Raw genomic sequence first — 25,865 nt, 5'->3', positions numbered from 1 at the left:
TTGGAGCGGCGCCAGGATCACGCCGGAGGGCGGGCTTTCGGCAACGGCCCCATGCGGGCAAGCACCTCGTTCGGCACCCCGTAGAGCTTGATCACGTGGTCGATCTTGTTGAGACCGCAGGCCTCGCGCTGCACGACGAAGAGCCAGAGCGCATATCCCGCCTGTTCGACGAGACCATCGCGGATTTTTCGATCGGTGTCGGCGGTCCGCGGACATGCGGCGAGTTCCGTCAGCGCGGCCTCGAGCCGCCGTCCAAGCCGTCCGAGCGCTGACGCCCTCTCCTCGGCGATCTCGTATTGGAGCGTTGCGAATCCGGATTGAAGTAAATTCAACGCCATAGCGGCGCGCTCCGAAAGATGGCCTGCCAACTAGCTCTTATAATATTGGCCGGTACGGGGCCGTTCAAGACAGGCGCGCCCCTAATCCTCGTTCGCCTTGAACCGGCCCAGCCCCTGCATCACGAACGGCGCCACCAGCGCGATCAGCGCGATGCCGAGCAGCGTCGCCGACATCGGGCTCTGCAGCAGCGCCATGGGATCGCCGAGGCTGATCGACATCGCGCGGCGCAACTGGCTTTCGGCGATCGGCCCTAAGATGAGACCGACCACGACAGGCGCGATCGGAAAATCGAACCGGCGCATCAGGAAGCCCATCACGCCGAAACCCGCCAGCATCGACAGTTCGACCACCGACGGTTTTGCCGCGATGGTGCCGGTGGTCGCAAACACCAGAATGCCGGCGTACAGCCACGGCTGCGGGATCGCGAGCAGTTTCACCCACAGGCCGACCAGCGGCAGGTTGAGCACCAGCAGCATGACGTTGGCGATGAACAGGCTGGCGATCAGGCCCCACACCAGATCGGGCCGCTCCGCGAACAGCAGCGGTCCCGGGTTGAGGCCGTATTGCTGAAAGCCCGCCAGCATCATCGCGGCGGTAGCCGAGGTCGGAAGCCCCAGCGTCAAGAGCGGCACGAGGGTGCCGGCGGCGGATGCGTTGTTGGCGGCTTCCGGCCCCGCGACGCCTTCAATCGCGCCCTTGCCGAATTCCTCGGGGTGTTTCGACAGCCTCTTTTCAGTTGAATAAGACAGAAAGGTTGGAATCTCCGCGCCGCCGGCGGGCAGCGCGCCGATCGGAAAACCGAACATGGTGCCGCGCAGCCACGGTTTCCACGACCGTTGCCAGTCCTCTTTGGTCATCCATAGCGAGCCGCGCACCGGCTCGAGCTTTTCTTCGGAGTGATGACGGCGCGAGACGACGTAGAGCGCCTCCCCCACCGCGAACAGGCCGACCGCCAGCGTCGTCACTTCGACGCCGTCGAGCAGTTCGGGGATGCCGAAGGCGAGCCGGGGCTGGCCGGTGAGCTTGTCGATGCCGACGAGCCCGAGCGTCAGCCCGATGAACAGGCTGGTCAGTCCGCGGATCGGCGAACTTCCGAAGGTTGCCGACACTGTGACGAAAGCCACGCACATCAACGCAAAATAATCTTCCGGCCCGAAGTGCACCGCAAAGTCGACCAGCCAAGGCGCCAGAAAGGCGAGACCAATGGTGGCGATGGTGCCGGCGACAAACGAGCCGATTGCGGCGGTCGCCAGTGCAGGCCCGCCGCGGCCGGCCTTGGCCATCTTGTTGCCCTCCAGCGCGGTCGCCATCGATGCGCTCTCGCCGGGCGTGTTGATGAGGATGGCGGTGGTGGATCCGCCATACATGCCGCCATAATAGATGCCGGCGAACATGATCAGCGAACCGCCGGGATCGAGCTTGTAGGTCACCGGCAGCAGCAAGGCGACGGTGAGCGCAGGCCCTATGCCGGGCAACACGCCAACCGCGGTGCCGAGCAGCACGCCGATCAACGCATAGAGCATGTTCATGGGCTGGATAGCGACAGCCATGCCGTTAGCGAGTGCGACGAAGGCGTCCATCAAAAAAGCCTTTCCAGCGGGCCGGCGGGAAGGCTCAACGTCAGCAGGCGACTGAAGGCGACATAGATCAGGGTGGTCATTACGAAGCCGATGGCGAGATCGGCGAGAATGGCGCGCCGCCCGAAGGCCGTCGCCGTGGCGACGAACAATGCCGTGGTCGCCGGGATAAAGCCGCCGCCAAGACCGATGATGGCTATCAGCAGCGCCAACCCGCCGAGAATCAGCCACACCGCTTTGGCATCGGCACTCTCGCGTGCCGGCAGATTGCCGCGCAACGCCTCCACCAGATTGCCGATCGCGAGAATGCCGAGCCCCACGGCGATGACAACAGGCATCACGTGAGGCCCCATGCCGTAGGGATTGTTGGATTGCAGCTGGCTCGCGTCCCACACCAGCACCGCGGCCAACGCCGCGAGCGCAAACGCAATGACAACGCCCGCGGAATCGATGCGCCGCGGCGCCGAACCCTGCGACCCGCTATCCGACGTCATGATTTGACGAGGCCGACCGATTTCAGCACGTCGGTGACGCGCACCGTTTCCTTCTTCAGGAAGTCCGCGAACGCGTCGCCGGAAAGATAAGCGTCATCCCAGCCCTTCTGCTTGAGAACCTCTTTCCAGGCGTCGGACTTGACCATCTTCTCCACCGCATCGCTCAGCGTCTTCTTCTGTGCCGCCGTGATGCCGGGAGGCGCCATCACCGCGCGCCAATTGGCCAGCACGAGGTCGATGCCCTGCTCCTTGAAGGTCGGAATATCGCTGCCGGGGATCCGCTTTTCCGAGGTCACGCCGATCGCGCGCAGTTTGCCGGACTTGATCTGACCGTCATATTCGCTCATTCCCGAAATGCCCGCGGTGACCTTCCCGCCAAGGATGGCCGCCAGCGACTCGCCACCTCCGGAAAACGGAATGTAGTTGACCTTCTTGGCGTCGGCGCCGACGGCGCCCGCGAACAATGCCGCCATCACATGGTCGACGCCGCCGGCCGAGCCGCCGGCGAAGGTGACCTTGGCGATATCGGCCTTGAGCGCGGCAGCCAGATCCTGTGCCGTCTTGATCGGCGAACTCGCCGGCACGACGATGACCTGGATCTCCTCGGTGAGGCGCGCAATCGGCGTCACCTGCTCGAGCGTGACCGGCGATTTGTTCATGGCGAGCGCGCCGACCATGACGAAGCCGTTCACCATCATCTGGTTACCGTCGCCCTTGGCGCCGTTGACGAACTGCGCGATGCCGACGCTGCCGCCCGCACCGGCAACATTGGTGACCTGGACGCTGCGCGCGATACCGGCCGCGACAAGCGCCTGCTGCATCGCCCGGGCGGTCTGATCCCACCCGCCGCCGGGCGCTGCGGGCGCCATCACCTTGAGTTCGAGCTGCTGCGACAGCGCCGGGCTGGCTGCCGCGAGCGTCAGCGCGACCGCCGCGCCGATGAGGCGCGTATAAAACGGGATCATGGGAGTTCCTCCAGGCTGATGCGGATGGCTACGCATTTGCCGCATCGTGTCATTTCGTCGCATATCAGCCGGAAAAGCCGCCGCTGTCCAGACGGACTGTTCGCCGTCGTGATGTTCCGCAGCGAAAACGTCGGGGCGGTATTGTCTGCCGACCGGCCAAGACATCCGGCGGCGTTTTCGCCAAAACTTCCGCTGCTCAGGCCGGTTTCGCCACCGGCATCACGCCCCCGAGCGCCAGCGTCAGTTCGGCCGCCACCTCGCGCACGGTCTGGCCCAGCGACGGCAGGCGATCGTCGGTGAGCCGACTGGTCATGCCGGACACCGAGATTGCGGCCAGCGGCTCGCTGCAATCGTTGTAGACCACGGCGGCGATGCAGCGCAGGCCCATGCAGGCTTCCTCGTCGTCGATGGCAAAACCCTGGCGGCGGACTTTTTCGAGCTCCTTGAACAGATCGCTCGGCCGCACGATCGACTTTTCGGTCAGGCGCGGCATGCCGTGATGGCGGATGATCGCGTTGACGTCCTCGTCGGACCAAGTCGCGAGCACGGCCTTGCCGACGCCGGACGCTACCATCGCGACGCGGCCGCCGACTTGTGTGAGTGACCGCATGATTTCGCGGCTCTCCATCCGCGTCAGCACGACGATGAACTCGTCATCGACGACGGCCAGATTGGCGGTCTCGCGCGTCAGGTCGCGCAATCTGCGCAAGTAAGGCACGGCCTGCGCGGAAAAATTGCGGCGCCGGGCAAAGGTCGCGCCGACCGTAAAGGCGCGCGCGCCGACATGCCATTTCGATTCGGTGCGGTCGAACTGCACGAAGCGCCGGCTTTCCAGCGTCGACAGCAGCCGGTGCACGGTCGAGGTCGACAGTCCGGTGCGGATCGCAAGATCGCTCAGGCGATAGCCCTCGTCGTCTTCGGCAAGCGTTTCGATGATCGAGAGCGCGCGATCGACGGACTGCACGCCGCCGTCCCTCTGTTCGGCCTCACTGTCCGGGCCTGATTTCGGCTCGAGTGGTTTGCGCCGGATCACGTTTCGCTTCATCGCGACCTGCATCCATCCGTAACGTCAGACTGCTAGCGCGTCGGTCGGCAAGTTCCGTAGGCTTCGTTCGTCAAATAGAAATGCCGCTTCGGCGAACCGAAGCGGCATGGATCGTTGCTCTCAGAGCAGGCCCGCGCCGCGCGCCCACTTGTACTTGGCGCCCAGCACTTCGACCGGCAGTTCGGTCGAGTACGCATAGGCCGGGATACCGTTCTGGTAGAGATATTCGGCGGCCTCCTCGACTTCGACATCGCCGGCGAGCGAGGCGACGATCGGCTTCACAAAGCCCTTGGCCTCCATCTCCTTCTTCACCTCGACCATGTTGCGGGCGAACACCATCGGCGGCGTGACGATGGTGTGCCAGTAGCCGAGGATCAGCGAGTGGATGCGCTCATCCGACAGGCCGAGCTTCACCGTGTTGATGTAGGTGATCGGCGGTTCGCCGCCGGTGATATCCACAGGATTTCCTGCCGCGCCGAAGGGCGGGATGAATTTGCGGAACGCCGCGTCGAGATCCGGCGGCATCGCCATCAGCGACAGACCGTTATCCACACAGGAGTCCGACAGCAGCACGCCGGAGCCGCCGGCGCCGGTGATGATGAGTACGTTCTCGCCCTTCGGCGTCGGCAAGACAGGCATGCCGCGCGCGAATTCGAGCAGTTGCCGCAGACTGCGCGCGCGGATCACGCCGGATTGCTTGAAGACGTCCTCATAGATCTTGTCGTTGCCGGCAAGCGCGCCGGTGTGCGACGACGCGGCCTTGGCGCCGGCCGAGGTGCGGCCGGCCTTGAGCACCACGACCGGCTTCTTCTTGGAGACGCGCTTGGCGGCATCCGCAAAGGCGCGGCCGTCCTTCAGGTCTTCGCAGTGCTGGGCGATCAAATTGGTGTTGGGATCCTGCTCGAAGAAGGCGAGCAGATCATCCTCGTCGATGTCGGACTTGTTGCCGAGACCGACGATCGCCGAGACGCCCATTTTCGCCGAGCGCGAAAAGCCGATGATCGCCATGCCGATGCCGCCGGACTGCGACGACAGCGCCGCATGGCCCTTGACGTCGTAAGCGGTGCAGAACGTGGCGCAGAGGTTCGACCAGGTATAGTAGAAGCCGTAGATGTTCGGCCCCATCAGGCGGACGTTGTACTTCTTGCCGACCTCGACGATCTCGGCCTGCAATTCCGGCGCGCCCGCTTCGGCAAAGCCCGACGGGATCAGCACCGCGCCCGGAATTTTCTTCTCGCCGCATTCGACCAATGCGCCAGCGACGAACTTTGCCGGGATCGCGAACACCGCGGTGTCGATCACGCCGGGAACGTCCTTGACGCTCTTGTAGGCCTTGAAGCCCAGGATCTCGGCGGCCTTCGGATGGATCGGATAGATATCGCCTTTATATCCGCCGTTGATCAGGTTCTTCATCACCGAGTTGCCGATCTTGCCGTCCTCGGCGGAAGCGCCGATCACGGCGACCGCCTTCGGCTGCATGATGCGGTTCATCGCGGTGACGATTTCTTCGGTCGGGCGCGGCGCCGGACGCGGCTTGTAGTCGAAGTCGACGACGATACGCACGTCGGCGGCAATAGCGTCGTTCTTGGTGGCGAATACCGGGTTGAGATCGAGTTCGACGATTTCGGGGAAGTCGCTGACGAGCTGCGACACTTTGACGATGACTGCGGCCAGCGCCTCGCGGTTGACCGGATCGCCGCCGCGCACGCCCTTCAGCATCTCATTGGCCTGGATGCCGTCGAGCATCGACAGCGCGTCGTCCTTGGTGGCGGGCGCCAGGCGGAAGGTGATGTCTTTCAAAACTTCGACCAGTACGCCGCCGAGGCCGAAGGCCACCAGCTTGCCGAACGATCCATCGGTGATGGAGCCGACGATGACCTCGGTGCCGCCGGCCAGCATCTGCTGAACCTGGATGCCCTCGATCTTGGCGTCCGCCTTGTACTTCTTGGCGTTGGCCAGAATGGTCTCGTAGTTCTTTTCCGCGTCGGCAGCCGACTTGACGCCGACCATGACGCCGCCGGCCTCGGTCTTGTGGAGAATGTCCGGCGAGACGATCTTCATCACGACCGGAAAACCCATGTCGGACGCGAGCTTGGCAGCCTCGGCCGCGGATTTGGCCACGCCCTCCTTCGGAACCGGAATTCCGTAGGCATCGCAGACCAGTTTGCCCTCCGGGGCCGTCAGGCTGGTGCGCTTATCGGCCTTCACCGCATCGAGAACTTTGCGGACCGCATCTTTGGGATTCGACATGGACTTCCTCCTGGGGCATATTTTATGGCATTTGGTATGCCAGCGACGAGATTGTCAAGCGGTCCGGTGACCTGGAAACGCTGAAAACACGGGCAACTTGACATCCTGGTATTTGGTATGCCAAAAATATTATGGCAATTCCCTGCTACAACACGTCTCCCACTGGAGGAGACGAATCGTGCCCGCACGCAAACAACCCAAGGCGACGCCTGCAATGGCTGAAGCAGATATCGCAATCGTCCGGATTGCACCTGAGACGAGCTTCAAGAACAAGGCCTATGAGGCCTTGAAGGAAGCTATTCTCAAGATGGATATCTATGCGACGCCCGAGCAGGTGATGCTCGACGAACGCGCGTTGTCCGAACGCCTCGGCGTCAGCCGCACCCCTATTCGCGAAGCCATCGCGATGCTGGAGCAGGACGGTTTCGTCAAAACCGTGCCACGCCGCGGCATCGTCGTGGTCCGCCGCACCAAGACCGAGATCGTCGACATGATCCGCGCGTGGGCGGCGCTCGAGAGCATGGCCGCGCGCTTGATCACCACCACCGCGCGCAAGAAAGACATCACGGCGCTGCGCGATTTCTTCAAGAACTTCGGCAAGGACCGCCTGCCGCAGGACCATGTCGAGGAATATTCCAAGGCCAATATCGCCTTCCACCAGGCGCTGATCTCGCTGTCGGAATCGCCGGTGCTGGTCGATATGACCAACGACATCCTGTTGCATGTGCGCGGCTACCGGCAATTGACGATCGGCCGCACCGATCGCACCGCGACCTCGCTGCCCGAGCATCTGGCCATCATCGAAGCGCTGGAAGCGCGCGACACCGAGCTCGCCGAGAAACGCGCGCGCGATCACACGCTGGGCCTCGCCGCTTATGTCGAAGCGCACGGCCAGGAACTGTTTAGTTAGAGAATTACCTAGTTAGAACGACCTCACAGCAGAAGACGATCAACTCGTCCGAACCACAGAGATCAGGGAGAAAGTGGAATGTCCGTAACCGCAGCCAAGAGCATCGATACCAATCAAGCCGAGCGTGAGCTTACCGACGGCTTTAATCTCATGATCGATGCGCTGAAGCTCAACGGCCTGACCACGATCTACGGCGTGCCCGGCATTCCGATCACGGATTTCGGCCGCATGGCGCAGGCCGCGGGCATTCGCGTGATCTCGTTCCGCCACGAACAGAATGCCGGCAATGCCGCCTCGATCGCCGGCTACCTGACCAAGAAGCCCGGCGTCTGCCTCACGGTTTCGGCGCCCGGCTTCCTCAACGGCCTCACCGCCCTCGCCCACGCCACCACCAACTGCTTCCCGATGATCCTGATCTCCGGTTCGTCCGAGCGCGAGATCGTCGACCTGCAGCAGGGCGACTATGAAGAGATGGATCAGCTCGCGATCGCAAAGCCGCTGTGCAAGGCGGCGTTCCGCGTGTTGCATGCCCAGGACATCGGCATTGGCCTGGCACGCGCGATCCGCGCCGCGGTCTCGGGCCGTCCGGGCGGTGTCTATCTCGATCTGCCCGCGAAATTGTTCGGTCAGGTGATGGATGCCGAGGCCGGACAGAAGTCGCTGGTGAAGGTGATCGACGCCGCTCCGGCGCAGATCCCCGCCCCGTCAGCGGTGAAACGCGCGCTCGACGTTCTCAAGGGCGCAAAGCGTCCGCTGATCATCCTCGGCAAGGGTGCGGCCTACGCGCAAGCCGATGATGAGATCAAGAGCTTCGTCGAGAAGAGCGGCATTCCGTTCCTGCCCATGAGCATGGCCAAGGGACTGTTGCCCGACACCCATCCGCAGTGCGCGGGTGCGGCGCGCTCGACCGTTCTGAAAGACGCCGACGTCGTGATGCTGATCGGTGCGCGCCTCAACTGGCTGCTGTCGCACGGCAAGGGCAAGTCCTGGGGCGAAGCGCCGAAGAAGTTCATCCAGATCGACATCGAGCCGAAGGAAATGGATTCCAACGTCGAGATCGTCGCCCCCGTGGTCGGCGACATCGGCTCCTGCGTCTCGGCGCTGCTCGAAGGCATGGGCGCGAACTGGGCGGCGGCGCCTTCCGACTGGACCGGCGCGGTGACCAAGAAGCGCGAAGAGAACGTCGCCAAGATGGCGCCGCGGCTGATGAACAACAACTCGCCGATGGATTATCACGGCGCGCTCGGCGTGCTCCGAACCATCATCAAGGAGCGGCCGGACGCCATCCTCGTCAACGAAGGCGCCAACACGCTCGATCTCGCCCGCGGCGTCATCGACATGTACCAGCCGCGCAAGCGGATCGACGTCGGCACCTGGGGGGTGATGGGCATCGGCATGGGCTATTGCATCGCCGCCGCGATCGAAACCGGCAAGCCGGTGCTCGCGGTCGAGGGCGACTCGGCGTTCGGTTTCTCCGGCATGGAGGTCGAGACCATCTGTCGCTACAATTTGCCGGTCTGCATCGTGATCTTCAACAATGACGGCATCTATCGCGGCACCGACGTGAACTCGGTCGGCTCCGATCCGGCGCCCACGGTGTTCGTCAAGGGCTCGCGCTACGACAAGATGATGGAAGCGTTCGGCGGTGTCGGCGTCCACGCCACCTCGCCGGATGAACTGAAGCGCGCGGTCAACGCCGCGATGGATTCCGGCAAGCCGACGCTGATCAACGCGGTGATCGATCCCGCGGCCGGCTCCGAGAGCGGCCGCATCGGCAACCTCAATCCGCAAAGCGTGCTGAAGAAGAAATAATCCGATTTCCACCAATCCATCCTGCGCGTTGCAGGGCATACAGAGTACGGAGCAAGCAATATGACAAAGGCGCTCGAGGGCGTTCGCATTCTCGATTTCACCCACGTTCAGTCGGGTCCGACCTGCACGCAGTTGCTGGCCTGGTTCGGCGCCGACGTGATCAAGGTCGAGCGTCCCGGCGTCGGCGACATCACGCGCGGCCAGCTGCAGGACATTCCCAATGTGGACAGCCTGTATTTCACCATGCTGAACCACAACAAGCGCTCGATCACGCTCGACACCAAGAACCCGAAGGGCAAGGAAGTCCTGACCGCGCTGATCAAGAGCTGCGACGTGCTGGTGGAGAATTTCGGCCCCGGCGTGCTCGACCGCATGGGCTTCCCCTGGGAGAAGATCCACGCCATCAACCCGAAGATGATCGTGGCCTCGATCAAGGGCTTTGGCCCCGGACCTTACGAAGACTGCAAGGTGTATGAGAACGTCGCGCAGTGCACCGGCGGTGCGGCGTCGACCACCGGCTTCCGCGACGGCTTGCCGCTGGTCACCGGCGCGCAGATCGGCGACAGCGGTACCGGCTTGCATCTGGCACTCGGCATCGTCACCGCGCTCTATCAGCGCACCGTCACCGGCCAGGGCCAGAAGGTCACCGCCGCGATGCAGGACGGCGTGCTCAACCTCGCGCGCGTAAAACTGCGCGACCAGCAGCGCCTCGCCCATGGCCCGCTGAAGGAATACAGCCAGTTCGGCGAAGGCATTCCGTTCGGCGACGCGGTGCCGCGCGCCGGCAACGACTCCGGCGGCGGCCAGCCCGGCCGTATCCTCAAGTGCAAGGGCTGGGAGACCGATCCCAACGCCTACATCTATTTCATCACCCAGGCGCCGGTGTGGGAGAAGATTTGCGACGTGATCGGCGAGCCGAGCTGGAAGACCCACGCCGATTACGCCAAGCCGCCTGCCCGGCTGTCGCGGTTGAATGAGATCTTCGCCCGCATCGAGCAGTGGACGATGACGAAGACAAAATTCGAGGCGATGGAAATCCTCAACAAGGACGACATCCCCTGCGGCCCGATCCTGTCGATGAAGGAGATCATCGAGGACCAGTCGCTGCGCGCGACCGGCACCGTGGTCGAGGTCGATCACCCGACCCGCGGCAAGTATTTTTCGGTCGGCAATCCGATCAAGATGTCCGACAGCCCGAGCGAGGTGACGCGCTCGCCGCTGCTCGGCGAGCACACCGACGAGATCCTGCGCCAGGTGCTCGGCTTCAGCGATCACCAAGTGGCCGAGATCCACGACTCCGGCGCGCTCGATCCGCCGCGCAAGCAGGCGGCCGAATAAGCCGCCCTTTCCTTCCGAAAAAACCAAGGCCGCCGGTTTCCGGCGGCCTTTTCGTTATTCGGAACCTCGATACGTCATTAATGTTGCAATGCAGAAGCCTCTTTGCTGCTATGCAAACAAATGCGTTGTTTCTGGCATCTGGTATACATAAATTCGGTGGAGATCACGAAGCGGAGCCACTCCGCGAAAGAGAAAAGGGGACCAAATGTCCAAGACCGCCTCCATCGGCCTCATGCCCTCCAGCACATTCTTCGGCCGCCTGATGGCCTCCATCGACCGCCTGCTGACCGCGAGCTCCCGCATCGCCATTCGCAACGGCGACCTCCCCCGTTTCGGTCTCTGAGCCGCTAAGGCGCAGTATTGACTGCGTTTTCAGGTTCGACCACTTCAGGTTTCCTCCCAGACTAAAGGCCCCGGTTTTCCGGGGCCTCTTTTTTGACGCCTTATCTGGCGCCCCCGTAAGCATTCCGGGTCAAGACTCCAACTGCGACAAATCGCCCGAGCTATGCTTTGGCGTCACTATTCGTTTGCAGTATTGGCATATCGCATACCAATATGTCTCCCAAGCGTTCCGGCCCAACAACGAACGGAGGCGACAGGAGGATGGCGGCAGGCGCTACGGCGCCAAGGCGGCGACATACGCAGGCGGTGCCGCGGTTCGCAGTTCACACTTATCCGAAAGACGCGGATGCTGCGCCGAGAGGTCAGGCCTACAATTCAGTTTCGCCTGCAACCCTGACCTGCAATGCCATCTGACCAAACCTCATGAGATAACCGAACAAGTGGGGAAATCCGGGCTGGATCAGAAGTGTTGAGTTAAGAGTTGAGTTAAAGACAAAGCCGGCAAAGAACGGCGCTTTTAAATTTTACGGGGAGTACGCCAAATGAAGCATTCTGTCTTGCATACCGCGTTAGCCGCGATCGCCATCTTCGGCGCGGGCAATATGTCCGCCTCCGCCGCATGGGAGCCGGTTCGCCCGGTCGAGTTCATCGTACCCGCCGGCACCGGCGGCGGCGCCGACCAGATGGCCCGCACCATCCAGGGCATCGTGACAAAACACAGCCTGATGAAGCAGCCGATGGTCGTCATCAACAAGTCAGGTGGCGCCGGCGGCGAAGGCTTTCTCGACGTCAAGGGTTCGGGAAACAATCCCCACAAGATCATCATCACCCTGTCCAACCTGTTCACGACACCGCTTGCGACAGGCATCCCCTTCAACTGGAAGGACATGACGCCGGTCGCGATGCTGGCGCTCGACGAGTTCGTGCTGTGGGTCAACGCCGAGAAGCCCTACACCACCGTCAAGGACTACGTCGCTGCCGTGAAGCAGGCGCCTGCCGGCGGCATGAAGATGGGCGGCACCGGATCGAAGCAGGAAGACCAGATCATCACGGTCGCGCTCGAGAAGGCTATCGGCACCAAATTCACCTACATTCCTTACAAGGGCGGCGGAGAGGTCGCGGTCCAACTGGTCGGCAACCACGTCGATTCAACGGTCAACAATCCGATCGAGGCAGTGGCGCAATGGCGCGGCGGCAAACTTCGTCCGCTCTGCGTGTTCGACGGCAAGCAGATGACCTATGACGAAGTCGTCGCGGACGGCAAAGGCTGGAAGGATATTCCGACCTGCAAGTCGCAGGGCCTCGACATCGAATACCTGATGCTGCGCGGCATCTTCATGTCGCCCAAAGCCACCAAGGACCAGGTCGAATATTACGTCGAGCTGTTCAAGAAGGTGCGGGCTACGCCGGAGTGGCAGGACTTCATGAAGAGCGGCGCCTTCAACACCACCTTCCTGACCGGGGCTGAATACGCCAAATGGGTCGAGACGGAAGAGAAGCGCCACGAAGCCTTGATGAAAGAGGCCGGTTTCCTCGCTGCTCCCTGAAACCGAGCTTAGTCACGTCGCGTACGCCGGCCAATGCGCAGCGCATAAAGCGCTGCGAACCCAGAACCGTGATTCCGGATGGAGTTTGAATGACCACGAATAGCCCGCACGCCGGCCCGACCCACAAGGCCGTGGAAGCCGGCGTTACGCTGCTGATCGCGTTGTTCGGCGCGATCGTCGTCTACGGCAGCCTGAAGGCCGGCATCAATTGGGGCGCGGAGGGACCGCGCGCCGGTTTCTTCCCGTTCTACATCGGGATCTTCATTATCGCCTCCAGTGCGATCAATCTCTGGAACGGGCTGCGTGACGGAGACGACGCGCTGTTTGCGGAATGGGGACAGCTGCGCCAGGTCCTGAGCGTCGTCATACCGACCGCGATCTATGTCGGCGTGATGCCGTTCAGCGGCCTCTATCTCGCTTCCATCATCTTCATCGGCTGGTTCATGCGATGGCTCGGCAAGTACAGCTGGCCCATTGTCGCTGCCGTGGCGCTCGGCATGCCGATCGCTACCTACCTGATTTTCGAACGCTGGTTTCTGGTTCCGCTGCCCAAGGGACCGATCGAGGAATGGCTTGGTCTCTAGAGCATGATCCGGAAAAGTGGATACCGGTTTTCCGAAAAGATCATGCTCAAATAAAAGCAGAAATCCCGTGTCGTTGGAATTGTCATTTCATTAGCTCACGCTAGCAGGACTTGAAGCATGGAAGAACTCGTCAATCTTTTTCACGGCTTTGCGGTCGCCCTGCAGCCATTCAACATCATGGTGATGATCCTGGGCATCGTGCTCGGCGTCATCATCGGCGTGCTGCCGGGATTGGGCGGCGCCAACGGCGTCGCGATCCTGCTGCCGCTGACCTTCAGCATGCCGCCGACATCGGCGATCATCATGCTGTCCTGCATCTACTGGGGCGCGTTGTTCGGCGGCGCCATCACATCCATCCTGTTCAACATACCCGGTGAACCCTGGTCGGTGGCGACCACGTTCGACGGCTATCCGATGGCGCAGAAGGGCAAGGCCGGCGAAGCGCTGACCGCCGCCTTCACCTCCTCGTTCGTCGGCGCGCTGTTCGCCGTCGTCATGATCACGCTGGTCGCGCCGCTGGTCGCAAGTTTTGCGTTACGCTTCGGTCCAGCGGAAAAATTCGCGGTCTACTTCCTGGCGTTCTGCAGTTTCGTCGGCTTGAGTAAAGAGCCGCCATTCAAGACCATCGCCGCGATGATGATCGGCTTTGCGCTGGCGGCCGTCGGCCTCGATTCCATCACCGGACAATTGCGGCTGACATTTGGTTCAACCGAGTTGCTCAACGGCTTCGACTTCCTGATCGCCGTCATCGGCCTGTTCGGCATCGGCGAGATCCTGCTGACCATGGAAGAGGGTTTGGCCTTCCGCGGCGGCAAGGCGAAGATCGACCTGCGCGTCGTCCTGCAGACCTGGAAGGAAATGCCGAAGTACTGGGTGACGTCGCTGCGATCCTGCCTGATCGGCTGCTGGATGGGCGTGACGCCCGCAGGTGCCACGCCGGCGTCGTTCATGAGTTACGGCATCGCCAAGCGGGTTTCCAAGAACGGCAAGAATTTCGGCAAGGGCGAGATCGAGGGCGTGGTCGCGCCGGAGACCGCGGCGCATGCGGCCGGTACCGCGGCATTGCTGCCGATGCTTTCGCTCGGCGTGCCGGGATCGCCGACCGCGGCCGTGCTGCTCGGCGGCCTCCTGATCTGGGGCCTGCAGCCCGGCCCGATGCTGTTCGTCGAGCAGAAGGAGTTCGTCTGGGGTCTGATCGCCTCGATGTATCTCGGCAATCTCGTCGGCCTGATCGTCGTGCTGACCTGCGTGCCGATCTTCGCCGCCATCCTGCGCGTGCCGTTCAGCATCATTGCGCCGCTCATTCTGGTGCTGTGCGCGATCGGCGCCTATTCGGTCCACAGCTCGACCTTCGACGTCGTGCTGATGCTGGTGTTCGGCGTAGTCGGCTATCTCCTGAAGAAGTGCAACTATCCCCTCGCCCCGCTCGTGCTTGCCATCGTGCTCGGCGACAAGGCGGAGGAAGCCTTCCGGCAATCGCTGCTGGGCTCGCAAGGTTCGCTCGGCGTGTTCTTCTCGAACTCGCTGGTCGGCACGATCATGGTGCTTGGACTGATCGCGCTGTTCTGGTCCGCGATCCAGGAAGGCTATAGCCGCTTGCGTCCCCATTCGGTCGCCTGACGGCTAAAAATACCAGACACAAAAATTTTCTGACCCTTCAAAGCCGCCGGATCGCAACGCGATCCGGCGGTTAAGTCTTTTTATATGCAGCATTTTCTAAAAGGATTGAGGAAAGAGACATCCACGAAAAAATCGACGAGCCTGCGACATCTCGTCAACATTTCTCTTGCCTACTGGCATATCGTATACCAATCTCCTCCTCAGAGCTGTCGGGCGATAGAACAGCGCACATAGGAGGAATGATGACGGACACGGTTCACGAAGCGGCCCCCGGGGTAACCCGCGTCAGCGATGCCTACCGCTGGTCGCAATTGGCGATCGGCGTCGCCGCCATGGTGATGATCGCGAACTACCAATACGGCTGGACGTTCTTCGTCCCCGACATCCAGCAAAAATTCGGTTGGGATCGCGCGTCGATCCAATGGGCGTTCACCCTCTTTGTTTTGTTCGAAACCTGGCTGGTGCCGGTCGAAGGCTGGTTCGTCGATAAATACGGCCCGCGCATCGTGGTTCTCGTCGGCGGCGTCCTCTGCGCCGTCGGCTGGGCGATCAACGCGCAGGCAGAAACACTCAACGGCTTCTATCTCGGCATGATCATCGCGGGCATCGGCGCCGGTGGCGTCTACGGCACCTGCGTCGGCAACGCGCTGAAATGGTTTCCCGACAAGCGCGGCCTCGCCGCCGGCATCACCGCGGCCGGCTTCGGCGCCGGCTCCGCGCTGACGGTCGCCCCGATCCAGGCGATGATCAAGGATTCCGGCTTCCAGACCACCTTCCTCTATTTCGGTCTCGGACAAGGCATCATCATCGTGCTGCTCGCCTTCCTGATGTTCGCGCCGAAAGCAGGGCAAGTCCCGGCCGTGATCCAGAACGCCAACGTGATCCAGAGCCGCCGCAACTATGCGCCGACCGAGGTGATCCGCCAGCCGATCTTCTGGCTGATGTATTTCATGTTCGTGATCGTGGGCGCCGGCGGATTGATGGTCACCGCCAACCTCAAGCCGATCGCCGTCGACTGGAAGGTCGACAGCGTACCGGTGACGCTGATGGCGGTAACGATGACCGCGGTGACGTTCGCCGCGACCATCGACCGTGTCCTCAACGGTCTGACCCGGCCGTTCTTCGGCTGGATCTCCGACATGATCGGCCGCGAGAACACCATGTTCATCGCCTTCGGCATGGAAGGCGTCGGCATCTGGGCGCTGTACATGTGGGGCCACGATCCGATCTGGTTCGTGCTGCTGTCGGGCTTCGTGTTCTTTGCCTGGGGCGAGATCTACTCGCTGTTCCCCTCGACCTGCACGGACACGTTCGGTGCGAAGTTCGCGACCACCAATGCCGGCCTGCTCTATACGGCGAAGGGCACGGCAGCCCTGCTGGTGCCGATCGCGAACTACATGCAGCAGTCCTCCGGCACCTGGGACAGCGTGTTCATCATCGCGGCGGGCGCCAACATCCTCGCCTCGCTGCTGGCGATCTTCGTGCTCAAGCCGTGGCGCAAGGTGGTGGTCGCGAACGCAAAGGCGTCCACCTAACCTACCCGACCCGACGACAAGCGCGCTCATCCCCCCGGATGGGCGCGCTTTTGTTATTCAGGACATCCGGTCTGGTATACCTGAGGCTATTTCAGTCCACCGAGCCAACCCGTGCCGGCTGTCCGGCGCCGCACCCTGCGCTCTAAAACGTCAACAATACTGCCTATTTCTATTGACATGTCTTGCCAGCCACCTGCCCTTTTCCGTGTTGACTTATGGTATTATGTATACCAGAATTGCGCATAATCCACCCCAAGGAGGTTGCCATGCAAGTCGGAGATATCCTGCGCAAGAAAACCGCCCGTGTCGCGACGGTTCGCATGAACGAGACGGTTGCCATCGCCGCGCAACTGATGCGCTCCAGCAATATCAGCGCGCTGGTGGTCAAGGATGTCGTTCGCACCGAGGGCAATACGGCGGTCGGCATGTTCACCGAACGCGACGTGGTTCGCGCGATCGCCGAGTACGGTGCCGCCGGAGCCAATCTCAAGGTTTCGCAATTCATCTCGGTGCAGCAGCTGGTGTCGTGCAGTTCGCAGGATTCGCTCGAGCACGTTCGCCATCTCATGAACAAGCACCACATCCGCCATGTGCCGGTGCTCGAGAATTACAGCCTGATCGGCGTCGTCAGCATCCGCGACATCTCGACCGCGTTTGACGAGGAAGCCAACGCTCAGCTGGCCATTTCGGCCTGACATTCGCCCTAGGCCTTCGCGGCAACGCGCGGGTCCGAGACGACTTTGCACCGGCGCCCGCTTGACGCCGGAATTGTCAACCATTTGGCTTTTGCGAAAGACCCCATGAAAATCTGTATCTACGGCGCCGGTGCGATCGGCGGCTATCTCGGTGTGCAGCTTGCGCGCGCCGGCGTCGATGTCAGCCTGGTGGCGCGCGGCGCCCACCTTGCCGCGATGCGCGCCAATGGGCTCAAGCTTCTGATCGGCGACGAGGAGCGCGTGGTGCATCCGCGCTGCACCGACAATCCCGCCGATCTCGGGCCGCAGGATTACGTCATCATCTGCCTGAAAGCGCATTCGATCACCGGCGTGCTGGAAGCGATGCAGCCGCTGCTCGGACCGCATACGCGCGTCGTCACCGCGGTCAACGGCATTCCCTACTGGTATTTCCACAAGCATGGCGGCGTCCATGAGGGTTCGACGCTGGAGAGCATCGATCCCGGCGGCCGGCAGTGGCGCGAGCTGACGCCGCAGCGCGCGATCGGCTGCATCGTCTACCCCGCGACCGAGATCGAGGCGCCCGGCGTGATCCGCCACGTCTATGGCGACCGCTTCCCGCTCGGCGAGCCCTCCGGCGAGGCGACCTCCGACGTGCAGCGGCTTTCCGACGCGTTCGTCAAGGCCGGGATGCAGGCGCCGGTGCTGGACCGTATTCGCGACGAGATCTGGCTCAAGCTGTGGGGCAATGTCTGCCTCAACCCGATCAGCGCCCTCACCCACGCCACGCTCGACGTGATCTGCTCCGATCCGGCGACGCGCGCGCTGTCGAAGGCGATCATGATCGAGGCACAGACCATTGCGGAAAGTTTCGGCGTCAATTTCCGCGTCGACGTCGAACGCCGCATCGAAGGCGCCCGCAAGGTCGGCGCGCACAAGACCTCGATGCTGCAGGATCTCGAGCGCGGCCGCCCGATGGAGATCGATCCGCTGGTCACGGTGGTGCAGGAAATGGGACGGCTTACCAGGATCCCGACGCCGGCGCTCGACGCCGTGCTGGCGCTGGTCGGCCAGCGCGCCAATATCGCCGGGCTCTATGACGGCAATGTCCGCCCGGCCGAAACCAATGCTCCGGCCTTCGCATGACGGAACGGGTGAAGCCGCTGTGTGATTGTAATGCCGATGGACTTGCGATAAGCACGGCCGCTCCTCGCCCCGAAGGAGCTGCCCCAAGCTTGAAGGTTTAAGGCCTCCTGCGTTTCCCCGCCGCCAGGCGCGACGGAAATTCTTGAGGCCAGGCGTGGGACGAAACATCAAAGCAAAACCCAGCATAACCGGTGGAAGAGAGAGAGTATGGCGCGCAACATTCTGATCCTTGGAGCTTCCTACGGCTCGTTGCTGGGAACAAAGCTATTGATGGCCGGTCACAACGTGACCCTGGTTTGCCGGAAGAAGACGGCCGAACTGATCAACCGCGAAGGCACCGAGGTTCGCATCAAGCTGCGTGACGAGAAGGCGCACCGGGCGATCTTTTCGCGCGACCTGCCGGGCAAGCTGGACGCAGTCACGCCTGGCGAGGTCGACCTGACCCGTTACGACCTGGTTGGCCTTGCGATGCAGGAGCCGCAATACACCAACCACACCATCCGGGTTCTGATGATCAAGATCGCCGAGGCGAAGCTGCCTTGTCTGTCGATCATGAACATGCCGCCGCTGCCCTATCTCAAGCGGATCCCCGCACTGGCGGACATGGACCTCGAAGAGGCCTACACCAACGCGCTGGTCTGGGAGCGCTTCAAGCCGGGACTGGTGTCGCTGTGCTCGCCCGACCCGCAGGCCTTCCGCCCGCCGGACGAGGCGGCGAACATTCTTCATGTCGGCCTGCCGACAAACTTCAAGGCAGCGGCATTCGAAGACGAGAAACACAATCAGCTGCTGCGCGAACTGGAAGCCGACATCGATGCGGTGAAACTGGATGGCCAGGACGTTCCGGTCAAGCTCAAGGTGTTCGACTCGCTGTTCGTGCCGCTTGCCAAATGGTCGATGCTGCTGACCGGCAATTACCGCTGCATCACGCCGAACGAGCCGCAGTCGATCCGTGACGCGGTGCATGGTGATCTGAAACTGTCGCGATCGATCTATGACCATGTCGACGGCATTGCGCGGCGTCTCGGCGCCGACCCGATCGATCAGGTGCCGTTCGAGAAATATGCCAAGGCGGCGGAAAGCCTGCTCAAGCCGTCATCGGCGGCCCGTGCCGTCGCCGCTGGCGCGCCGTTCATCGAGCGGGTCGACTTGCTGGTGAAGCTGATTTCGCATCAGCTCGGCGCGCCCAATGCCGAGATCGACAACACGGTGCAGGTGGTCGATCAGAAGCTGAGCGAGAAGATCGTAGGGAGCGGATCCGGCTCGGCCTGATCGGCGCCATCACGGTTCGAGAAGAGCGCCGTTGTTTCCTATCGGTGCGGCAAGCGCCATCATGTCGGTGTCGCCCTTGTGATTCAAGAAGCGACTTCGCTCGGTCGGCTTAGGCGACACCGATCAGCGCCGGCCATGCCTTCATGGCGTCGTGGGCGATCCGCATGAGCGTTGCGCGGGTCGCGCCGTCCCGGGCTTGAATAGCCATGCCTTGCTGCACCGTCACGTAGAAAGTCGCCACTGCGCGGGTGTCCATCTCGGCCGGCAGTTGCCCCGCCGATACGGCCAGCTTCAAACGGGATTCCAGATCATCGATGTTGGCGGCGCGGTCGTTGCGCAGCCCCTCACAGAGCCCTTCATTGGCCGCAGCCGGCGTGAGGCCCGACAGCACGACCATGCATCCGCGCGGTTTCCCGCGCCGGGTGAAGGTCGTGGCACTGGTGGTGAGATAGGCCTCCACCGCATCCCGGATTACGGGGGCGGCGTCCATCGCTGCGAGGATTTCCGGACCCTCGGTGGCCTTGTAGTGTGTCACCGCTTCCTGGAAGAGCGCTTCCTTGGAGCCGAACGCCGCATAGAGGCTGGGTGACGCAATGCCCATCGCGCCGGTCAGATCGGAGATCGAACTCCCTTCGTAGCCTCGCGCCCAAAACACTTCCATCGCGCGCGCCAGCGCTTTCTGGCGATCAAAACCCCGAGGCCGGCCACGATCGGCCATGGATGCGATCCTTTTCTGTATCGATCGCTATATATTTCATTTGACAGCGCCCGTCCAGTGAGACAGGCTCCATTTCTGTAACGATCAACACAGAATGGATAACGCATGTCACGTCTTGAAGGAAAGCGCGCGCTTGTCACAGGCGGCAGTCGCGGAATTGGCGCTGCGATCGCCCTGCGCCTGGCCGATGAAGGGGCGGATGTCGCCCTCACCTACGAGAAGTCCCGCGATCGCGCCGAGGCCGTGGTCGCCAAGATCGAGGCGCGCGGCCGAAAGGGCCTCGCCATCGCCGCGGACAGCGCCGATCCGGTGGCGGCGAAGTCCGCCGTCGACCGCGCCGCCGCCGAACTGGGCGGGCTCGACATCCTGGTCAACAGCGCGGGCATCGTCCGAGGATATGGCCCGATCGAGACCTGGACGCTCGAGGATATCGACCGCACCTTGGCGGTGAATGTCCGCGGGGTCATCCTCGCCACCCAGGCGGCCGCGGCCCATCTGTCCAAGGGCGGCCGTGTCATCACCATCGGCAGCAATCTCGCCGAGCGGGTGCCTCAGCCGGGCATCACCCTTTATGCGGCGTCCAAGTCGGCCCTGCTCAGCTTCACCCGTGGCCTCGCCCACGATTTGGGCCCGCGTGGCATCACCGTGAACCTGGTTCATCCCGGCTCGACCGATACCGACATGAATCCTGCGACGGGCGAAGGCGCTGATTTCCAGCGAAGCCGGATGCCCATCCCGGAATACGGCAAGCCGCAGGACATCGCTGGTATTGTCGCGTGGCTCGCCAGCGAGGAAGGCCGGTTCGCCAACGGCGCCGGGTTTACCGTCGACGGCGGAGCCAACGCGTGAGCCGGGCGGCGAGCGATCACAAGGCGCTCCGCCGCACCGTTCCCTTGCTGGCGTTGGTCACCGCGATTGTCGTGGCCATCGAGTTCGTCGTGGTCGGTCTTCTGCCGTCGATGGCGCGTGATCTCAGGATCAGTCTGGCCGCCGCGGGCGGCTTGGTGTCGGCCTTCGCGCTTTCGGCTGCGCTGCTGGGACCGCTGCTCACGCTGGCCGCCACGCGTCTTCAGCCGCGTCGCAGTCTGGCCGCGGTCGCGACGATTTTCGGGGTTGGCAATCTCTTGGCCGCCGCGGTTCCGAGTCACGGGCTCCTGCTGGCAGTCCGGATTGTCGAAGGAGCAATCCTGCCGGTTTTCGTGAGCGTCGGCGCCGGCGTGATCGCAATCCTCGCCAGCCCGGAGCGCCAAGGTCGCGCCATCGCACAGGTGAACATCGGCACCATCGCCGGCCTCGTCTTCGCGGTTCCCGCCGGGGTGGCGCTGGGGACATCGGCGGATTGGCGAAGTGTTTTCGCAGGCCTGGGTGTCCTAGCGCTGGCCGGCGCCGTCGCCCTGGCGATCGGCCTTCCGACCGTCTCCACCTCATGCCGGCCCAACGTCGGAAAGCAGGCGACGATCCTGCGATCGCCGCTCGTCCTCGGTCACCTCGTTCTCTCCGCGACGGTGTTCGCGGCCATGTTCGCATCCTATGCCTATCTGGCTGCGATCCTGGAGATTGAAGCCGGCTACCGCGGCGTGCAGGTTGCGATGCTGTTGATGGGATTCAGCGCCATAGGTCTGATCGGCAATGCCATCGGCGGCCGCGTGGCGGACAGGCGACCGATCGAGGGCACGGTGGCGGCGCTCCTGGTCGTGACCTTCGCCGTGTGCGCCATTTCGGTGGCTGGCGGCCACAGCTGGTTGTTCCTTCCGCTGCTGGCGCTCTGGGGCGCGGGCCACGCCGCCGGCTTCGTCCTCTGCCAGGTCCGCGTGATGTCGGCCGCCGACGAGGCCCCGGCCTTTGCGATGTCGCTCAACATCGCGGCCTGCAATCTTGGGATCGCTGTCGGCGCCGTGACCGGGGGTGCCCTGATCGAGGTTTCTGGCCTGAGAATGTTGGGAGTCGGCACCGCAGTTTTCGCGGCCTTGGCCGTTAGCTCGGCGGTGATCATCCAACGGATCGACCAGTTGCGGCGCGCGGCATCTAAGGTGCAAGCCGGCAGCTAAGTTTCGTCAGCTAGGCGCGGAAAGATCGTCAGCGAAACTCGTCATGCCCGGCCTCAGCGGTCTGCCTTGCGCAGACCGCGTAAACTTGTCTGCGCTGCCGGGCATCCACGTTTTCGCTTCACGCGATCAAGAAAAACGTGGATGGCCGGCATAGGCGAGCGGAAGCGACGCCGTCCTTCAGACGGCTATGCCCGGCCATGACGAAAAGTGGGTCACGCCCTTAAAAGATCGGCGTCGGGTACGGCTGGCCGATCCAGGGATTCCAGGTGACCGTTCCCGGGGGATAGCCGCCGAACGGGGGCTGCGTCGTGCAGCCGATGATGACGACCTTGTCGCCGAAAATGCCGCCGCCGATGCGGCCGCCGCTGACGGCTTCGAGTTGCGTGAGGCTGAGGGTTTCGCAGTCAGCGCCCGTGTTCTGATTCAGGGAATTGCTCATGATCATCCTATCCGTTCGCTAGAGTGGTTGATGTTCCGGGCATAAGCGGCCCGTGATCGCAACTTGCTCCAGCGCTCCCGGACGTACCGTGATTTTGATCACCCAGAAATTGGCAACGCCCGCGCCCCAATCGTCGCAGCGAAAGGATGTCCGAATGTTCCGCTCTGCGGAAACAACAGCGCGCTTTTGCATGCTGGCGATGCCCTGACCCGCGCCCGCCGCCGGTAGACTTTTACACCTGCTGACGGCATCCTGCCGCTCGAAATCCAACAAAACCGCGCGTGGCTCCGCCCGCGCCCGGAAAACAAAGGGCAGGACATGATCAAGACGCGGTTCACCGAAATGTTTGGCGTCGAGCACCCGATCGTCCAGGGCGGGATGCAATGGGTCGGACGGGCCGAACTCGTCGCGGCCGTCGCCAATGCCGGCGCACTCGGCCTGATCACCGCGCTGACGCAGCCCACCCCGGAAGACCTGACCAAAGAAATCGCGCGCTGCCGCGACCTCACTGACAAGCCGTTCGGCGTCAACCTCACCATCCTGCCCGCGATCAAGCCGCCGCCTTACGCGGAATACCGCCAGGCCATCATCGAGGCCGGCATCAAGATCGTGGAAACCGCCGGCAACAAGCCGCAGGAGCACGTCACCGAATTCAAGAAGCATGGCATCAAGATCGTCCATAAATGCACCAGCGTCCGCCACGGGCTGTCGGCGGAGCGGATGGGCGTCGACGCGCTTTCGATCGACGGCTTCGAATGCGCCGGCCATCCCGGCGAGGACGATACCCCGGGCCTGATCCTGATTCCGGCGGCCGCCGACAAGATTAAGATTCCGATGATCGCCTCCGGCGGCTTCGGCGACGGCCGCGGCCTGGTCGCAGCGCTCGCGCTCGGCGCCGAGGGCATCAACATGGGCACGCGCTTCATGTGCACCAAGGAAAGCCCGATCCACCAGCTGGTGAAGGAGCGCATCGTCGCCAATGACGAGCGCGAGACCGAGCTGATCTTCCGCACCATGCGCAACACCTCGCGCGTCGCCAAGAACGTGATCTCGACCAAGGTGGTGCAGATGGAAAGGGAAGGCGCAAAATTCGAGGACGTGCGCGAACTCGTCGCCGGCGCCCGCGGCAAGATGGTCTACGCCAGCGGCGATGCCGATGAGGGCATCTGGTCGGCCGGCCAGGTCCAGGGCCTGATCCACGACATCCCGACCTGCGCCGAGCTGGTGTCGCGCATCATGCGCGATGCGGAAGCCATCATCCGCAGCCGCCTCGAAGGCATGATGTCGGGCGCGTCGCGTCAGGCCGCGGAATAGCGCAGCTGCTCGCGGCGAACTCGGTCACCTCTCCCGCTTGCGGGGGACCAAGGACGGCGGCCGTAGGCCGCCTACGCCTCCCCCGCAAGCGCGGGAGAGGGAGAAGAAAGAAGAGCCCCATGAAAGCCTATGTCTACGGCGCCAACGGCGCTGAAATCACCGACGTCGCAAAACCCTCGCCGAAGGGCACGCAGGTGCTGGTCAAGGTCAGCGCCTGCGGCCTCAACCGCGCCGATCTCGGCATGACCAAGGGCCATGTGCATGGCGCGGCCGGCGGCGTCGGCACGGTGCTGGGCATGGAATGGGCCGGCGAAGTCGCCGAGCTCGGGCCTGACGCGAAAGGCGTCAAGGTGGGCGACAAGATCATGGGCTCGGGCGGCGCGGCGTTCGCCGAATACACGCTGGCCGATCACCGCCGGCTGTTCCGCGCGCCCTCCAACATGAATTTCGAGGAGGCCGCTACGCTTCCCGTCGCGCTCGCCACCATGCACAACGCTGTCGTGACGTCAGGCGCGCTGCAGGCGGGTCAGACCGTGCTGATCCAGGGCGCCTCCTCCGGCGTCGGGCTGATGGCGATGCAGATCGCAAAATACAAGGGCGCCAAACTCGTGATCGGCTCCTCCACGGATGCGATGCGCCGCGGCCGGTTGAAGGAATTCGGCGCCGACCTCGCGGTGGATTCCTCAGATCCTGGCTGGGTCGATGAAGTGCTCAAAGCGACCGGCGGCGAAGGCGTCGACCTGATCGTCGATCAGGTCTCGGGCTCGGTCGCGAACCAGAATCTCAAGGCCACCAAGGTCAAGGGCCGCATCGTCAATGTCGGCCGGCTCGGCGGCACCCATGCCGATTTCAATTTTGACCTCCACGCCGCGCGCCGCATCAACTATATCGGGGTCACCTTCCGCACCCGCACCATCGAGGAAGTTCGCGAGATCTTTGACGAGGTCCGCAAAGACATCTGGCCGGCGGTGGAATCGCGAAAACTGCAGCTGCCGATCGACAAGGTTTTTCCATTCGCCGAGATCGGCGCGGCGTTCGCGCACATGGAAGCCAACAAGTACCTTGGGAAGATCGTGGTGACGCTGTAGTCTCGTGTCCCGGACGCAGTGCAGCACGCAGTGCTGCTCCGCAGAGCCGGGACCCACGCACCAATGGACCCCGGCTCTGCAGCGCATCACCATAGCGCGTCGAAGACGCGCGTAAACGCGCTGGTGGTGCTGCGCAGCGTCCGGGGAACGCAGGCAATCACCCCTCAGGATGAGGGTGGCTTGCTAGACTAAAGCGCCCGAATCAAATCGCCGGAGTGGCGATCCTTTCCTTCAGTTCGGTGCAGGTCTTGCGGACCTCCGCCGTCATCAGCGAACAGTCCTCGATCTGAACGAAGATGCGCTTGGCCTCCTCGCGGTAGCGGGCTGCGGTTTCCCTCATCTCCTGGGTCACGGCGAGCGCATCGCGGGTCATCGCCTCGCATTGCTTGACGCGCTCGATCAGTTCCGCGCCCATCGCCTCGATGTCTTTCGCGGCAGCTTCGTATTCGCGGACAATGGCTTCCGCCGTCAGCTTGCCGATTTCCGTGGCTCCCTCGCGGTGCTCGACATAATGAGGCATCGACGCGTTGTCCGCCATCGACACGGTCGGCTCATGCACCCTTGGCGGCGTGAAAGTGACAGGCCGCCGCTCGTGGACCGGCGGACTTCTTCGAAACTCCGCTTCGATTTCGCCCTCCAGGTCAATGACGCTGGAGACCCTCTCAACTATAGACTGTACCATCACTACTACTCCCTTTGTCCAAAAGTGAGTCTTCGTAATCGAGTTTAATCAGACTCCACCTCTTTGGGCGCTGTGCGCCCGCGCTCTTGCTTGAGGGCGAAGAGATTATCGCCAAAATTCAGGCAG

At 62.9% G+C, this 25,865-nt stretch carries 25 protein-coding genes; 15 read left to right on the top strand and 10 right to left on the bottom strand.

Annotation, left to right across the window (positions count from 1 at the left end; all coding sequences use genetic code 11):
• Positions 1-17 precede the first annotated feature (17 nt).
• From JQ558_RS02615 to JQ558_RS02590, 6 genes are all read right to left on the bottom strand, one after another.
• The gene (locus JQ558_RS02615) at positions 18-338 is read right to left on the bottom strand and encodes a DUF6665 family protein (protein WP_212272035.1); all 321 of its coding nucleotides are present in this window, start codon (positions 336-338) and stop codon (positions 18-20) included.
• Between the two features lie 81 nt (positions 339-419).
• Entirely contained in the window at positions 420-1,919 is a 1,500-nt protein-coding gene (locus JQ558_RS02610) for a tripartite tricarboxylate transporter permease (RefSeq protein WP_212035298.1), read from the bottom strand.
• Positions 1,919-2,410 carry a tripartite tricarboxylate transporter TctB family protein gene (locus tag JQ558_RS02605; protein WP_212292743.1) on the bottom strand — a complete coding sequence of 164 codons (492 nt, stop codon included), beginning with the start codon at positions 2,408-2,410 and terminating at the stop codon, positions 1,919-1,921. Before JQ558_RS02605 ends, JQ558_RS02610 begins: the two co-directional genes overlap by 1 nt.
• Positions 2,407-3,375, bottom strand: a complete 969-nt coding sequence (locus tag JQ558_RS02600; protein WP_212292742.1) for a tripartite tricarboxylate transporter substrate binding protein — start codon at positions 3,373-3,375, stop codon at positions 2,407-2,409. Before JQ558_RS02600 ends, JQ558_RS02605 begins: the two co-directional genes overlap by 4 nt.
• Positions 3,376-3,571: 196 nt before the next feature.
• Positions 3,572-4,420, bottom strand: coding sequence for an IclR family transcriptional regulator (locus JQ558_RS02595; protein WP_212272031.1), 849 nt, complete (start codon positions 4,418-4,420; stop codon positions 3,572-3,574).
• 120 nt (positions 4,421-4,540) lie between these two features.
• On the bottom strand, positions 4,541-6,670 hold the full coding sequence (locus JQ558_RS02590; protein ID WP_212292741.1) for an acetate--CoA ligase family protein: 2,130 nt from the start codon (positions 6,668-6,670) through the stop codon (positions 4,541-4,543).
• 214 nt (positions 6,671-6,884) lie between these two features.
• Here JQ558_RS02590 and JQ558_RS02585 point away from each other — a divergent pair, with 214 nt between their 5' ends.
• From JQ558_RS02585 to JQ558_RS02535, 11 genes are all read left to right on the top strand, one after another.
• A complete protein-coding gene (locus JQ558_RS02585; RefSeq protein ID WP_212292888.1) occupies positions 6,885-7,580 on the top strand; it encodes a GntR family transcriptional regulator in 696 nt (231 codons plus the stop codon).
• 78 nt (positions 7,581-7,658) lie between these two features.
• Positions 7,659-9,392, top strand: a complete 1,734-nt coding sequence (gene oxc, locus JQ558_RS02580; protein WP_212205590.1) for an oxalyl-CoA decarboxylase — start codon at positions 7,659-7,661, stop codon at positions 9,390-9,392.
• A gap of 60 nt (positions 9,393-9,452) precedes the next feature.
• Positions 9,453-10,730: a formyl-CoA transferase gene (gene frc / locus JQ558_RS02575; protein ID WP_212205580.1), complete on the top strand. Its 1,278-nt coding sequence runs from the start codon at positions 9,453-9,455 to the stop codon at positions 10,728-10,730.
• Positions 10,731-10,935: 205 nt separating this feature from the next.
• On the top strand, positions 10,936-11,073 hold the full coding sequence (locus tag JQ558_RS02570; RefSeq protein WP_212272028.1) for a hypothetical protein: 138 nt from the start codon (positions 10,936-10,938) through the stop codon (positions 11,071-11,073).
• Positions 11,074-11,614: 541 nt separating this feature from the next.
• Positions 11,615-12,619: a tripartite tricarboxylate transporter substrate binding protein gene (locus JQ558_RS02565; protein WP_212205570.1), complete on the top strand. Its 1,005-nt coding sequence runs from the start codon at positions 11,615-11,617 to the stop codon at positions 12,617-12,619.
• 89 nt (positions 12,620-12,708) lie between these two features.
• Positions 12,709-13,203, top strand: a complete 495-nt coding sequence (locus JQ558_RS02560) for a tripartite tricarboxylate transporter TctB family protein (protein WP_212205568.1) — start codon at positions 12,709-12,711, stop codon at positions 13,201-13,203.
• Positions 13,204-13,320: 117 nt separating this feature from the next.
• Positions 13,321-14,823: a tripartite tricarboxylate transporter permease gene (locus tag JQ558_RS02555; protein ID WP_212002217.1), complete on the top strand. Its 1,503-nt coding sequence runs from the start codon at positions 13,321-13,323 to the stop codon at positions 14,821-14,823.
• A 242-nt stretch (positions 14,824-15,065) separates the two neighbouring features.
• Complete coding sequence (gene oxlT / locus JQ558_RS02550) at positions 15,066-16,358, top strand: oxalate/formate MFS antiporter (protein ID WP_212272026.1); 1,293 nt, start codon at positions 15,066-15,068, stop codon at positions 16,356-16,358.
• Between the two features lie 266 nt (positions 16,359-16,624).
• On the top strand, positions 16,625-17,053 hold the full coding sequence (locus tag JQ558_RS02545) for a CBS domain-containing protein (protein ID WP_212205564.1): 429 nt from the start codon (positions 16,625-16,627) through the stop codon (positions 17,051-17,053).
• Positions 17,054-17,158: 105 nt separating this feature from the next.
• Positions 17,159-18,178, top strand: coding sequence for a 2-dehydropantoate 2-reductase (locus JQ558_RS02540; protein WP_212292740.1), 1,020 nt, complete (start codon positions 17,159-17,161; stop codon positions 18,176-18,178).
• A gap of 207 nt (positions 18,179-18,385) precedes the next feature.
• Positions 18,386-19,450, top strand: a complete 1,065-nt coding sequence (locus tag JQ558_RS02535) for a ketopantoate reductase family protein (RefSeq protein WP_212292739.1) — start codon at positions 18,386-18,388, stop codon at positions 19,448-19,450.
• A 109-nt stretch (positions 19,451-19,559) separates the two neighbouring features.
• Here JQ558_RS02535 and JQ558_RS02530 read toward each other — a convergent pair whose 3' ends face one another.
• On the bottom strand, positions 19,560-20,168 hold the full coding sequence (locus JQ558_RS02530) for a TetR/AcrR family transcriptional regulator (RefSeq protein WP_212205558.1): 609 nt from the start codon (positions 20,166-20,168) through the stop codon (positions 19,560-19,562).
• 105 nt (positions 20,169-20,273) lie between these two features.
• On the opposite strand from JQ558_RS02530, the gene JQ558_RS02525 reads away from it, so the two are divergent.
• Positions 20,274-21,017 (top strand): 3-oxoacyl-ACP reductase family protein, encoded by a 744-nt coding sequence (locus tag JQ558_RS02525; RefSeq protein WP_212205556.1) that lies wholly within the window; start codon positions 20,274-20,276, stop codon positions 21,015-21,017.
• Complete coding sequence (locus JQ558_RS02520) at positions 20,945-22,216, top strand: MFS transporter (protein WP_312014944.1); 1,272 nt, start codon at positions 20,945-20,947, stop codon at positions 22,214-22,216. Before JQ558_RS02525 ends, JQ558_RS02520 begins: the two co-directional genes overlap by 73 nt.
• Before the next feature lie 220 nt (positions 22,217-22,436).
• Here JQ558_RS02520 and JQ558_RS02515 read toward each other — a convergent pair whose 3' ends face one another.
• On the bottom strand, positions 22,437-22,655 hold the full coding sequence (locus JQ558_RS02515) for a hypothetical protein (protein WP_212272022.1): 219 nt from the start codon (positions 22,653-22,655) through the stop codon (positions 22,437-22,439).
• Positions 22,656-22,673: 18 nt separating this feature from the next.
• Positions 22,674-23,015: a hypothetical protein gene (locus JQ558_RS02510; protein WP_212292737.1), complete on the bottom strand. Its 342-nt coding sequence runs from the start codon at positions 23,013-23,015 to the stop codon at positions 22,674-22,676.
• On the opposite strand from JQ558_RS02510, the gene JQ558_RS02505 reads away from it, so the two are divergent.
• Positions 22,974-23,969: a nitronate monooxygenase family protein gene (locus tag JQ558_RS02505; protein WP_212205552.1), complete on the top strand. Its 996-nt coding sequence runs from the start codon at positions 22,974-22,976 to the stop codon at positions 23,967-23,969. The two genes, JQ558_RS02510 and JQ558_RS02505, sit on opposite strands and share 42 nt — an antisense overlap.
• A gap of 119 nt (positions 23,970-24,088) precedes the next feature.
• Positions 24,089-25,057, top strand: coding sequence for a zinc-binding dehydrogenase (locus tag JQ558_RS02500; protein ID WP_212292736.1), 969 nt, complete (start codon positions 24,089-24,091; stop codon positions 25,055-25,057).
• 202 nt (positions 25,058-25,259) lie between these two features.
• Here JQ558_RS02500 and JQ558_RS02495 read toward each other — a convergent pair whose 3' ends face one another.
• Positions 25,260-25,739, bottom strand: coding sequence for a hypothetical protein (locus JQ558_RS02495; protein ID WP_212205548.1), 480 nt, complete (start codon positions 25,737-25,739; stop codon positions 25,260-25,262).
• Positions 25,740-25,865: the final 126 nt, after the last annotated feature.

Origin of the sequence: Bradyrhizobium sp. AUGA SZCCT0160 (assembly GCF_018130105.1) — a bacterium.
GTDB lineage: Bacteria > Pseudomonadota > Alphaproteobacteria > Rhizobiales > Xanthobacteraceae > Bradyrhizobium.
Note: the sequence above shows the minus strand (reverse complement) of the source record. Positions and strands in the feature narration are given on the sequence as shown.